Origin of the sequence: Streptomyces sp. NPDC057623, assembly GCF_042800355.1 — a bacterium.
In the GTDB taxonomy this organism is placed as follows: Bacteria; Actinomycetota; Actinomycetes; order Streptomycetales; family Streptomycetaceae; genus Streptomyces.
Genome location: NZ_JBHVGZ010000038.1, coordinates 1 through 12,283, shown reverse-complemented (window position 1 = coordinate 12,283; position 12,283 = coordinate 1). Strand labels below are relative to the sequence as shown.

The 12,283-nt window shown below is 69.3% G+C and carries 10 protein-coding genes; 6 read left to right on the top strand and 4 right to left on the bottom strand.

Translation table 11 applies throughout. The annotated features are described in order from the left end of the window. Nucleotides 1-28: 28 nt before the first annotated feature. The 5 genes from ACFU95_RS30990 to ACFU95_RS30970 all read left to right on the top strand — a co-directional run bounded on the left by ACFU95_RS30990 (nucleotide 29) and on the right by ACFU95_RS30970 (nucleotide 6,857). On the top strand, nucleotides 29-1,066 hold the full coding sequence (locus ACFU95_RS30990; protein ID WP_383834081.1) for a LacI family DNA-binding transcriptional regulator: 1,038 nt from the start codon (nucleotides 29-31) through the stop codon (nucleotides 1,064-1,066). Between the two features lie 125 nt (nucleotides 1,067-1,191). Then, entirely contained in the window at nucleotides 1,192-2,523 is a 1,332-nt protein-coding gene (locus ACFU95_RS30985; RefSeq protein WP_383834078.1) for an ABC transporter substrate-binding protein, read from the top strand. A 2-nt stretch (nucleotides 2,524-2,525) separates the two neighbouring features. Beyond that, nucleotides 2,526-3,446, top strand: a complete 921-nt coding sequence (locus ACFU95_RS30980) for a carbohydrate ABC transporter permease (protein WP_383834074.1) — start codon at nucleotides 2,526-2,528, stop codon at nucleotides 3,444-3,446. Continuing rightward, nucleotides 3,443-4,273: a carbohydrate ABC transporter permease gene (locus tag ACFU95_RS30975; RefSeq protein ID WP_383834071.1), complete on the top strand. Its 831-nt coding sequence runs from the start codon at nucleotides 3,443-3,445 to the stop codon at nucleotides 4,271-4,273. Before ACFU95_RS30980 ends, ACFU95_RS30975 begins: the two co-directional genes overlap by 4 nt. Before the next feature lie 112 nt (nucleotides 4,274-4,385). After that, entirely contained in the window at nucleotides 4,386-6,857 is a 2,472-nt protein-coding gene (locus ACFU95_RS30970; protein ID WP_383834068.1) for a CBM35 domain-containing protein, read from the top strand. Between the two features lie 101 nt (nucleotides 6,858-6,958). On the opposite strand, the gene ACFU95_RS30965 is transcribed toward ACFU95_RS30970, so the two are convergent. Both ACFU95_RS30965 and ACFU95_RS30960 read right to left on the bottom strand, forming a co-directional pair. Further along, nucleotides 6,959-8,728, bottom strand: a complete 1,770-nt coding sequence (locus ACFU95_RS30965; protein WP_383834065.1) for an ABC transporter ATP-binding protein — start codon at nucleotides 8,726-8,728, stop codon at nucleotides 6,959-6,961. A 115-nt stretch (nucleotides 8,729-8,843) separates the two neighbouring features. Beyond that, nucleotides 8,844-9,701 (bottom strand): aldo/keto reductase, encoded by an 858-nt coding sequence (locus ACFU95_RS30960; RefSeq protein ID WP_383834056.1) that lies wholly within the window; start codon nucleotides 9,699-9,701, stop codon nucleotides 8,844-8,846. A 352-nt stretch (nucleotides 9,702-10,053) separates the two neighbouring features. Here ACFU95_RS30960 and ACFU95_RS30955 point away from each other — a divergent pair, with 352 nt between their 5' ends. Then, nucleotides 10,054-10,470, top strand: a complete 417-nt coding sequence (locus ACFU95_RS30955) for a hypothetical protein (RefSeq protein WP_383834053.1) — start codon at nucleotides 10,054-10,056, stop codon at nucleotides 10,468-10,470. 312 nt (nucleotides 10,471-10,782) lie between these two features. On the opposite strand, the gene ACFU95_RS30950 is transcribed toward ACFU95_RS30955, so the two are convergent. Both ACFU95_RS30950 and ACFU95_RS30945 read right to left on the bottom strand, forming a co-directional pair. After that, complete coding sequence (locus tag ACFU95_RS30950) at nucleotides 10,783-11,793, bottom strand: SGNH/GDSL hydrolase family protein (protein ID WP_383834051.1); 1,011 nt, start codon at nucleotides 11,791-11,793, stop codon at nucleotides 10,783-10,785. Further along, complete coding sequence (locus ACFU95_RS30945) at nucleotides 11,790-12,035, bottom strand: RICIN domain-containing protein (protein WP_383834048.1); 246 nt, start codon at nucleotides 12,033-12,035, stop codon at nucleotides 11,790-11,792. Before ACFU95_RS30945 ends, ACFU95_RS30950 begins: the two co-directional genes overlap by 4 nt. Between the last annotated feature and the right edge of the window lie 248 nt (nucleotides 12,036-12,283).

Below are 12,283 nucleotides of genomic sequence, written 5' to 3'. Positions count from 1 at the left end.
CCCCTATGTGACCGGTCACAATCCTGGCATGAATGTGACCGGTCACACAAGGCGTCCCGCGAGCATCCGGGACGTCGCGACCGCCGCCGGCGTCTCATACCAGACCGTCTCGCGGGTGATCAACGGCCATCCCAGCGTCAAGCCGACCACCCGGGAGCGCGTGCTCGCCGCCATCGACGAGCTGGGCTTCCGGCGCAGCGCCGCAGCGCTCGCCCTGGCCAGCGGACGCAGTAGGGCCGTGACCGTGCTCACGGCGAACACCACGCACTACGGCTACGCCTCGATCCTCCAGGGCATCGAGGAGGCCGCCCGCGCCGAGTCCTACGCGGTCGGGATCGGTGTCCTGGAGTCGGCGGACGAGGCGGCCGTCGCCGCGGAGGTGCGGCGCGCGGCGGACGCGGGCGGCGGACTGATCGTGATCGCGTACGACCCGGCCGGGGTGAGGGCGCTCGGCGCCGTCCCCGCCGAACTGCCGGTCGTCGGCGTGGTCGAGACACCGGCGAGCCCGCCCGGCCCGGGCCACCCCTGGGTGTGGGCCGACGACCGCGAGGCCGCCTACCAGGCGACCCGCCATCTGCTGTCCCTGGGGCACGAGACCGTGCACTACGTCGCCATCCCGTCCAGCACCCGGCGCACCAGCGCCCGCACCAGCGGCTGGCGGCAGGCGCTGCGCGAGGCCGGGGCGCCCGAACCCCGGCCGGTGCAGGGCAGTTGGGGACCGGCGGGCGGCCACGCGGCGGGCGGCAGGCTGGCCCGGGACCCGGCCGTCTCGGCGATCCTCTGCGGCAACGACGACCTCGCGCTCGGGGTGCTGCGCGCCCTGCACGAGGCGGGGCGTTCCGTCCCCGGCGAGGTCAGCGTGGCCGGGTTCGACGACGCCCCGCACTCGGCCTATCTGACCCCGTCCCTGACGACCGTACGTCTGGACTTCACCGGTCTCGGGCGGGCCGCGTTCGCACTGCTGCACGGGGTCCTGGAGGGGTCCGCGCGGGTCGCCCCGCATCCCGTCCCGGTACCGGAGCTGGTGGTGCGGGAAAGCTCGGGGCCGCCGTCAACCACCGCCTGAACGCGCATCGCTCTCTCGACCCGCCGCCGGGTCGTTCGACACGCCGCACGGCCCCTGAACGCACCGCACGAGCACCGCTGTTCTGATTCCTGCTTCCTGAACCACCCGTTCGCGAAAGGCACGTGATGAAGACAAGAGCTCTCCCCGCCCTGGCGCTGATATGTGCCATCGGCCTCGCCGCCACCGCGTGCAGCGACCCCACGGCCGGCGGTTCCGGCGACTCCGGCACGGACGGGAAGCGGGCCGCGGTCGACCCGACCGCCCGCCTGGACGGCGTGAAGCTGACGATGTGGACCGCCCAGAACACGGTCAACGCGCCCAAGCAGGTCATCGACGCCTTCGAGAAGGCCACCGGCGCGCAGGTGGAGACCCAGGCGATCCCGGACCTGTACGAGCAGAACGTGCCGACGAAGCTGGCCTCCGGCGACCGTCCTGACCTGATGTTCTGGCAGCCGTCGATCTCCACGCTGCCGTTCGTCCAGCCGCGGCAGAACCTGCTCACCCTGGACGGTGAGCCGTGGGAGGCCCGGCTCGGCGAGACGGAGAAGTCGCTCGGCGTGATCGACGGCAAGCGGTACGCGGCGATCGTCACCAGCCCGGCCATGCTCGGCGTCTACTACAACAAGGACGTCTTCCGGCAGGCCGGGCTGAGCGAGAAGGACTTCCCGAAGTCCTACGACGAGCTGCTGGCCCTCGGCCACAAGGTCGTCGACAAGACCGACGCGGCCGCCTTCTACGAGGCCGGTGGCGACAAATGGCCCCTTCAGTGGCAGATGCAGGTCCAGCTCACCGACCTCGACCAGCGGTGGTGGGACGGGCTCAACAAGAACCAGGAGAAATGGACCGACCCGGTCGTCGTCGGCGCGATCAAGAAGTACAAGGAGAAGCTGCTCGACGCGGGGCTCGCCCAGAAGAACTACCGGACCGGCACCTTCACCGGACAGGCCGACGCGCTGTGGAAGGGCGAGGCCGGCATGGTCCTCAACGTCACCTCCTTCCAGAGCCAGTTGCAGGCCAAGTACTCCACGGCCGACATCGACAAGAGGATCGGCTGGTTCCCCGTCGCCGACTCCGCGGCCACCGGCATGTACTCGCCCGACCAGACCAACGGCGTGGTCGCCTTCAGGACCGGTGACGAGAAACGGCAGAACGCCGCCCGGCAGTTCCTCGCCTTCTGGCTCGGCCCGGACTACGCCGACTACATCAAGGCGATGAAGATCCCGTCCGTGCAGCCGTCCGTGCCCACCCCCGCCGGGCTGCCGCAGACGTCCAAGGGCCAGGTCGCCGCCCTGCCCACCGCCATCGGTGTCTTCCAGGCCAAGGCGATCGTCGCCCCCGACACTCACCTCTACCTGGCCGACATGATCTTCGACAAGAAGAACCCGCAGGAGGTCGCCCAGGCGATCCAGGACCAGTTCGCGCAGGTGGCCAAAGCCCAGGGCGCGCCCGGTTTCTGACGATGGCTGACACGGTCGTACGTACCAAGCACACGCCGGTGCCCGGCCCGCCGAAGAAGGCGGGACGGCTGCCGCGCGCCGCCGTGCACCACCCGTGGTGGTTCGCGCTCCCCGCGATCGCCGTCTTCGCGGGCTTCTTCCTGGTGCCGAACCTGCTGAACTTCTACTACCCGTTCACCAACTGGTCCTCCTACCACGCGGACATCGCGTTCACCGGCCTCGACAACTTCAAGACGATCGCCGACGACGGCTCGCTGCTCCGCGCGATCCGTACGACCCTGCTCTACGCCCTGCTGGCGGCGCTGTTCCAGAACGGCTTCGGGCTCGGGCTGGCGCTGCTCCTGGAGAGCGACAGCCGCTTCAACCGGTTCTTCCGCGCGGTCTTCTTCCTGCCGGTGCTGATCTCGGCGCTCGCCACCGGCTACGTCTTCCAGGCCCTCCTCGACCAGGACGGCGCGGTCAACTCCGTGCTCGGGACGGACATTCCGTGGCTGGGCTCGACGACCTGGACCCTGGTCGTCGTCACCCTCATCCACGGCTGGAAGTGGATGGGCCTGTCCATGCTGATCTATCTGGCCGGGCTCAAGGGCATCCCCGGCGACATGCTCGAAGCCGCCCGGATGGACGGCGCCGGACCCTGGCGGACCTTCTGGTCGGTGCGCTGGCCGATGCTCGCGCCGGCCGTCACCTTCAACGTCACCACCGCGCTGATCGGCTCGATGAACACCTTCGACATCGTGCAGGCCACGACCGGCGGCGGGCCCGCGGCCGCCACGGAGGTCTTCAACATCTACATGTTCCGGATCTTCGGACAGGGGCTGTACGCGCAGGCCTCCGCGATGAGCCTCGTCCTCTTCCTGGTCGTGGTCGTGGTGGCGATTCCCCTGGTCGTCGGGTTGCGGCGAAGGGAGCAGCTGCTGTGAACCCGTCCGTGGCATGGCGGTACGGCCGCCCCGCCCTCGTCCTGCTCCTCGCCGGCCTGGCCGTCGGCGTGCCGCTGTGGCTGGTCGTCGTCACCTCCGCCAAGCCGCAGGCGGAGGCCCTCAGGCCCAACCTCGACCTGCCGCGCACCTGGCAGCCCGCCGACAACTACGCCGACGCGGTCAGCCAGGGCGAGATGCTGCGCGGTTTCTTCAACTCCCTGCTGGTCGTGCTGCCTTCGGTCGTCCTCGTCCTGCTCCTCGGGGCGGGCGCCGCCTGGGTCTTCGCCCGCCGCAAGTCGAAGCTGGTGTCGGCGGCGTACGCGCTGTGCATCAGCGGTCTGCTGCTGCCGCCCGCGGTCATCACCATCGTGATGGAGCTGCGGCAGCTGGGCCTGTCGAACACCCGGCCCGGCATGATCGCCGTCTACACCGGCATGTACCTGTCGACGTCGATCTTCTTCATGACCGGCTTCATCCGCGCCATTCCGCTGGAGCTGGAGGAGGCGGCCCGGATGGACGGGGCGACGCCGTCGCGGATCTTCTGGCGGATCGTCCTGCCGTTGCTGCGCCCGGTGATCGCCACCGCGACGATCATGGTGATGCTCTACGCCTGGAGCGACGTCTTCTACGCCTTCTTCGTCCTGGGCGGCGGCGAGCGGGCCACCCTCCCGCTGAACCTCTACCAGGTCGCCAGCGCCCAGCTCTACCTCAACAACTGGCATCTCGTCTTCGCGTACGTCGTGGTGATGAGCCTGCCCATGGTCGTCGTGTTCCTCGTCGGCCAGCGAAAGATCGTGTCCGGAATCACCAGTGGAGCCGTCAAGTGACCGGAGGTCCAGCAGCGTGATCACCCCCACCCGCACACGCACCCGAACCCGATTCCGTACCAGATTCCGTGCCAGAACCGCCCTGATATCAGCCGCACTTGGAGCAGCCACCATGGCAGCCACTCTCCCCGCCGCGGGCCCCGCGGCCGCTGCCGACCCGCAGCGCCTCACCGTCGACCTGTCCGCCTCCGAGGGGCCGGTGATGCTCGGCGCCAACGGCACGCTGTACGGGCTCAGCGACGACGGGGTGCCCAGCGACGCCGCGCTGGCACCCCTGAAGGTCACCAGCGTCTCGCAGAAGCCGGAGGGCGGCGCCCAGCATCCCAACGGCGACGCGCTCACGGTCTCGAAGTCGTTCTTCCGCAACGGCGGCGGCGAGATCAACGTGATGATGCAGGACATCTACGCCAAGTGGCCGTACGAGGATCTCGGCATCGACGACTACCTCCCCAAGGTCGACAAGATCGCGAAGGAGGTGGCGGCGGACCCGAACAGCGAGCGGTTCGTCTACATCCCGTTCAACGAGCCCGACCAGATCTGGTACAAGCTCGGCGTCGCCGACCAGACCCAGTACGAGGCCAACCGGGACCGGTTCTTCAAGGACTGGAAAACGGTGTACCAGCGCATCCGCGCGGTCGACCCGGACGCGAGGATCGCGGGCCCGAACGAGGCCGCCTACCACTCCCGTCTGCTGAAGGACTTCCTCGCCTTCGCCAAGCGGGAGAACGTGCTGCCGCAGGTGATGACCTGGCACGAGCTGGGCTCCGGCTCGCTGCGCGACTTCCAGGCGCACTACGACGACTACCGCCGGCTCGAACGCGAGGCGGGCATCGCCCCGCTGAAGATCAACATCGACGAGTACGCCAACCGCCGCGACCTCTCCGTGCCGGGCCAACTGGTCCAGTGGGTCTCGCTGTTCGAGCGGAACAAGGTGTACGCGAACATGGCGTACTGGGACGCGGCCGGCAACCTCAGCGGCCATGTGGTGCGCTCCAACATCCCCAATGGCGGCTGGTGGTTGTTCCGCTGGTACGCCGGGATGACCGGTGACACCGTCAAGGTGAGCCCGGCACAGCCGAACACCATCGACACACTCCAGGGCCTGGCCTCCCTGGACACCACGCGGCGCCAGGCCCAGGTCCTCCTCGGCGGCTCGGCGGGCGACTCCGACGTGGTGGTGCGTGACGTACCCCGTGCCGTCTTCGGCCGTACGGTCACCGCGACCGTCGCCGAGGCCGCCTGGTCCGGCTACGAAGGGCAGCACGCGACGCCGCAGGTCCTCGCCCGTACGAAGGTGAAGGTCGCGGACGACGGTTCGGTGACCGTCCCGCTGCGCGGCATGCGGAAGATGTCCGCGTACCGGATCGTCCTTACCCCCGGCGGTACGGGCACCCCGTCCGCCGCCTCCGTCCCGTGGACGGCGTCGTACGAGGCCGAGTCGGCCGCGATCACCGACGGCAGGGTCTACACCCAGGGCACGGTCGAGAACGCCAACGGCTACGCGGCCTCCGGCACGAAGGACGTCGGCTCGCTCAACCAGGCCACCAGCAAGGTGGACTTCACGGTCACGGTGCCGCGCGAAGGGTCGTACGACCTGGCGATCCTGTACGGCAACCAGTCCGGCACCCCGGCCACGCAGCAGCTGTCCGTCGACGGCGGGGCCCCGCTCACGGTGGCCTATCCCTCCACGGAGAACTGGACCTACCGCGCCAAGAAGGACGTCACCCTGCGGCTGTCCGCGGGCACCCATGTCCTCACGCTCGCGAAGGGCGACGCCGAGGTCACCCTCGACCGCGTCGACCTGACCGCCCGCGCGGGGGCGGCCTCCGCGTCGTACGAGGCCACCCTGGCGGACATCAGCGGAAAGCCGTCGTACGACTACGCGTCGTCGGCCGGCGTGGGCACCGGCTCGCTCGTCCTGCGCTCCGGCGACAAGGCGGTGTTCGACGTCTACGCGCCGCGTGACGGCTACTACACGGTGGTTCCGCGGGCCTCGGCGCCGGTGCGGCTCGCGCTGCACGGCGAGACGGTGACGGCGGCTCCGGGACGCCCACTGCGGCTCTACCTGGTGGCGGGCAACAACCGCGTCGCGGTGACGGCGGGACACGCCTCCGTCCGCTCCCTCGACGTCTCGGGCGACGGATCCACGTCCGGCACGCTCTCCTACGAGGCCGCCTCCGCCACCCTCGCGGGCGGGGCCGAACTCGTCGACTCGGCGTACGCGTCCGCCGGTTCCTACATCGGCAAGCTCGGCAACAGTGCCTCCAGCACGGCCGAGTTCACCGTGCGCGCGCCCCGTTCGGGCCGCTATCTGCTGGTCGTCCACTACGCGCACAACGACCGGCGGGACAACGGCCACGCCTACAACACGGACATCATGTCCCGTACGGCGGACATCACCGTGGGGTTCGCGGCGCCGGTGAGGGTCACCTTCAAGAACACCTGGAGCTCGGACGACTTCTGGACGGTGGGCGTGCCCGTCGATCTGAGGAAGGGCTCCAACACGGTGACGTTCGGCAACGCGACGGCCTGGGCGCCGGACATCGACCGGATCGAGCTGGGCCGCGTCGTCGACCGGTCGTAGCCCGGCCGCAGGACCGCCACAGGACAGCCACAGACCAGCCGCGATCCGGTTGATCCACCCGCTCCACCAGACCTCACAGGTGGAGCGGGTGGAACGGCACGTCAGGCCACCTGCCCCCGGTGCAGGGCCGTGTAGGCCCCGTTCCGGCCCAGGAGTTCCTCGTGGGTGCCGATCTCCTGGATCCGGCCGTCGCCCATCACCACGATCCGGTCCGCGCCCCGCACGGTGGACAGCCGGTGTGCCACCACGAAGGTGGTACGGCCGTGCAGCAGGCGGGCGAGAGCCTGCTGGACGAGCGCCTCCGACCGGGTGTCCAGGGCCGAGGTCGCCTCGTCGAGGATCAGCACCCTCGGGTCCCGGATCAGGGCCCGCGCGATCGCCAGGCGCTGCCGCTGCCCGCCGGACAGCCGTGCCCCGCGCTCGCCGACCACGGTGTCGAGGCCCTGCGGCAGCCGGTCGACGAACTCCAGCGCGTTGGCGTCGCGCAGCGCCGCGCACACCGTCTCCTCGTCGGCGTCGTCCATGCCGTAGGCGACGTTCTCGCGGATCGTGCCGTCGAAGAGGACCGACTCCTGCGGCACGACCGAGACGAAGCGACGGTAGGTGCGCAGGTCGAGGGTGTTCATGTCGGTGCCGTCGAGCGACAGCCGGCCGGCGTTCGGGCGGATGAAGCCGATGACGAGGTTCAGCACGGTGGACTTGCCCGCACCGGACGCGCCGACGAGGGCGATGGTCTCCCCCGGTGTGACGGAGAGACTGAAGTCCCGTACGGCGGGGTGGCCGCCGTCCTCGTACGCGAACCCGACGTGGTCGAAGGTGACCGCCCCGCGCAGCGAGGTGAGTTCGGCCTTGCCCTCGTTGTCCTCCAGCTCGGGCGCCTGGAGGACCTCGCCGACGGAACGCACCGACTCCAGGCCCTTGGTGATGACCGGGGCCAACCCCGCCAACGTTGTCGTGGAGTTGGTGAGGGTGGTCAGGAAGGCGCTCAGCATGACGACGTCACCGGCGCTCACGCCCCAGACGCCGTAGTACGAGATCAGCGCCGCGCTGGTCAGGACGAGCACGCCGACGACGTTCAGTACGACCCAGGCGAGCGAGCCGAAGCGGCCGTTGACCAGGTCGAGGCGCATGCCGGAGGTCAGCAGCCGGTGCAGGGTGCCGTCCATGCGGCGCAGCGCCTTGCCCTCCAGACCGTGGGCGCGGGTGACCGGGATCAGACGGGTCATCTCCGTCACCCGGGAGGACAGGGTCTCCACCTCATGGCGGAAGTGCTCGTTGTGGGTGCGCAGACGAGCCCGCAGCCGGGCGACGACGAGTGCGGCGGCGGGCACGACGACGAGGAAGACGGGCACGAACTCCGGTGTGCGTATGGCGATGATGACGAGGCCGCCGATGAGCACGGTGCCCGCGCCGAGCCCCGTCTCCGCGGTCTGCTGCACCATCTGCTCGACGGTCTCCACGTCGCGCACGACCTTGGCCTGGAGCACACCGGCGCTGACCCGCGAGTGGTAGCCGATGGAGAGCTGCTGCATGCGGGTGCACAGCGCGGAGCGCAGGCCGGTGCCCATCCGGCGCACGCTGCCGTACAGCAGGCGGACGTACAGCACGTGCAGGGGGTAGTTGACCAGCAGGATGAACATGATGACGCCGGTGCTCAGCCAGAGTCGGCTGACCGGCTGGTGCTGGACGACGGTGTCGATGATGGACGCGGTGATCAGCGGCAGCAGCCAGACCGGGCTGTGCTTGACGGTGAACACGCCGACCGCCGCCGCGATGCGGTGGCGGTCGGCGCGGAACAGATAGGCGAGGGTGTGTACGGGGTGTTCGCCGCGGTAGCGGTGGTCGAGCGGTCTCTCGTGTGACGACGCCATCGGCGTTGTCCTTCCCAGGGTTCCGGATGAGTTGCAGCCACCTGCATGGCAAGCGCTTTCCTACCCGGCTCCGGGAGGGAGTACAAGCGGGTTTCGCAGCGGATCCCACAGTGGTTCAGACGGCGTCCAGTTCCGCCAGCTCCTCAGCGGTGAGCCCGAGGTCGGTGGCGGCGAGCGAGTCCAGGATCGTCTCCGGCCGGCTCGATCCGGGGATCGGTACGACGACCGGCGACTTGGCGAGCATCCAGGCCAGGCAGACCCGCTGCGGGCTCACCCCGCGGGCCGCGGCGACCCGCGCGAACGGGGCGTAGGCGGAGCCAAGTTCACGCGCCCGGGAGATGCCGCCGAGCGGGCTCCAGGGCAGGAACGCGATACCGAGTTCGTCGCACAGGCGCAGTTCGGGCTCGCTGGAGCGGAACGCCGGGGAGAACTGGTTCTGCACGGAGACCAGCCGGCCGCCGAGGATGTCGTTCGCCTGCCGGATCTGGTCCGGGTTCGCGTTGGAGATCCCGGCCATCCGGATCTTGCCCTCGTCGAGCAGGTCGCGTACGGCGCCGACCGACTCGGCGTACGGCACCCTCGGGTCGGGGCGGTGGAACTGGTAGAGCCCGATGGCCTCGACGCCGAGCCGGCGCAGGGATGCCTCGCAGGCGTCCTTGAGGTACCGGGAGCTGCCGTCCAGCGTCCAGCTTCCGTCGCCGGGGCGCAGATGGCCGCCCTTCGTGGCGACGAGGACGTCCTTGCCCCGGTCGTGGGAGGCGAGGGCCTTGGCGATCAGGGTCTCGTTGTGACCGACCTCGGCGGCGTCCCGGTGATAGGCGTCCGCGGTGTCGATCAAGGTCACGCCGGCGTCGAGCGCGGTGTGGATCGTGGCGAGGGAACGGGCCTCGTCCGGGCGCCCCTCGATGGACATGGGCATCGCGCCCAGACCGATCGCGCTGACCTCGACGTTCCCGATGCGGCGGGTGGGCATGGGTTCGTGACCCCTCTTCTCGGCTGTCGTGCGGTAACCGGACCGACACCAGCCTGGTCGTCCCGTGGCACAAGGTCCAATAGAAGAAAGAGAACGCATTCAGCGACCGCGCCACTGAATCGCCGCCGCCGCTCCGCCGTGTTCCGGCCGCGTCTCCGCTGCCACCGTCAGCCGACAATGAAGCGAGGTCACATGCAGGTTGTCCGGCGACGGAGCTCCGCACACACGACCACGCACCCTCACCACAGTGCAGGACAACTGCACGCCGGTGGTCCCTCGACCGACCGTTCCCCCCTGCAGCGCTAGTGCCGCACCAGGCAACGTTCGCCCTGTCGATGGTTACCCTGGCGACGTGGCCGATGAGAAGGACAGTGGGAGCGGCTCGATCCGACACCCTTCGTGGGACCACCCGGTAGTGTCCACCGTCGCGCTGGAACTGGTCGGCCTCGCTTTCTGCGGGTTGGTCGCTCTGGTGGGGTGGCCGTTCGGGTGGCTGCCCGACACCAGTTTCGTCGGCCTCGTGACGGGCCTGGTCGCGATCGGGCCTGCGGCTGAGTTGTACCGCGAGGCGGGCCCGCCGCGTCGGCTTGCTGTTGTTGCCGCTCTCCTTGCGCTGGCAACAGTGAGACTGCTCGTGGCTGCGGCAGTGAACTGGGCCTTTCCTGCGCTGGCTGATCCGGGCGTCGGAATCCTCGTCGGCTACCTTGTTGCGATGCCCATCGGCGTGGCTGTGTTGGCTTGGTTCCTCATCAGGGCGAACGTAGCCTGATGCGGCACTAGGCATCGGTGACCCGCACCAGGCACTCACCGGCACCGCCCAGAGAGTTCTGCGGCGTGGTCGATGGCCGGCCAAGCGCGAATCTTCCACTGGCGGCGTTGTCAGGGGGGCACGATTGAACCCACGACGTGCCTGCGTCAGTTCACTCTCGCCCAGAGAACCCGGTGCTCAAGTATCTGCGGCAGTACGCCCTACCCAGCCAGGCAGCCCCGGGCAAGGGCTGGATGTCCGGGAGCAAGACCATCGGCGACGTCCGGTTCGGCTACGAGCGGGAAAGCAGTCCTTGGCCCGGTTCACGGGTGGTCATGTCCCGCACCATCCCGTCGACAGGCTGCTGAGGAACGGGGCAAGCCGGTCGGCGATCACCCGGTCGTCGTGAGCTGAGGTGTGCCGGTCGCATCCGAGGAAGTCCAGGCCCGACTGATCGAGGAACCAGTAGTGGACCCCGCTGTCGCCGGCGTCGTTGCGCGCCTCGACCACCTGCCGCACATGCTCGGCGTTTCCGTCGAAGCCGACGGCCACGAGGGTGGTGGCGGCACCGTAGCGCGTCCGCAGTTTCCGGAGGAACTCGCCGTAGGCGGCGCGGTAGGCGGCCGCGAGGCTGTCGGGCGTCCACGGTTCGCCGGGGGTGAGGTCGGAGAAGTCGTTGGCGCCGAGGTTGACGACCACGATCTGGGGGCGCCACGTCCCCGGGTTCTGCCAGACATCGCCGTCCACGTTCAGCAGGGCGCGGTCGTAGAAGGTCCGGTACGTGACGTCCGGGGAGATGCCGGCGACGTTGCGCACCATGCCGAGGCCGGAGAGGCCGTTGATCTGGTAATCGGCGTCCAGCTGCTGGGCGGTGAGGGCGCCGTAGCTCACGTCGGTGTTGGTGTTCCGCTTGACCTGCTCCGGATCGCAGTCGCGGGTGCCCGAGACATTGCCGTAGCCCACCGTGAGGGAGTCCCCGATGAACTCGATCTGGCGGTCCCGGGGCGCCGGCTTGCTCAGTACGGCGCCCCCGGGCGCGGCGACGAACCCTCCGAACGTGCTGGTGTCCCCCGGGGTCTCGTTGCGTTTGACGACCCGGACCGTGTGCTCGCCGTCCCGCAGGCCGTTGATCCAGTGCGTGGTGTCGCCGGGCGTGACCAGGGTGGCGACGGTGGCCCCGTCGACCTGGACGTCGTAGTCGGCGGCCGCGCAGTCGAGTACCACCCCGAGGCCGGTCCCGCGGAAGCGGCCCTCGAAGTACACCCCGGGCCAGCTGAACTGCGTCGTCTTCCCCTGGTCCTTGACCCGACCTGCGGTGTGCACCTGCTCCGAGACGCTCTTCACGGAGACCAGTTGCCCTTGCTGGTCGGCGCCGCCCAGTCGGTGAACTGGAACCGCTGATGGGCACCGCCGTTGCGGGTCCACTGCTGAACGGCGGTTCCCTCAGCAGTACTTGCGCCGGTTACGTCCAGCGCCTTGCCGCTGCCCTGGTTGATCAGCTCATCCCTCGAGCCCGCGTCCACCGCGGCAAGCGCCGCCGGGCGCCTCCCGCGCCCCGGCTTCGGGTGCCTGTCTCTGAACGTCATCTGCGTGCCATCTCTCCGGCCCTGTGGCGCATCGGTGGGTCAAGGCTGAACGTCCGACATTCCACCCCTGAATGTCAACCAATTTGAAGGGATGCAATAGATCAACAGGCACCCGATTTGCGCTACTTGATGCCTGCCTTCACTCATCAGCGTGCAGGGAGCGACGCCCCGTAGTTATCGGTATGGCGGAGTACGGTCACTTCTCTGGCGGGTGCCGGCCAGGTCTGGATGAGGTACCACTCGGTGAC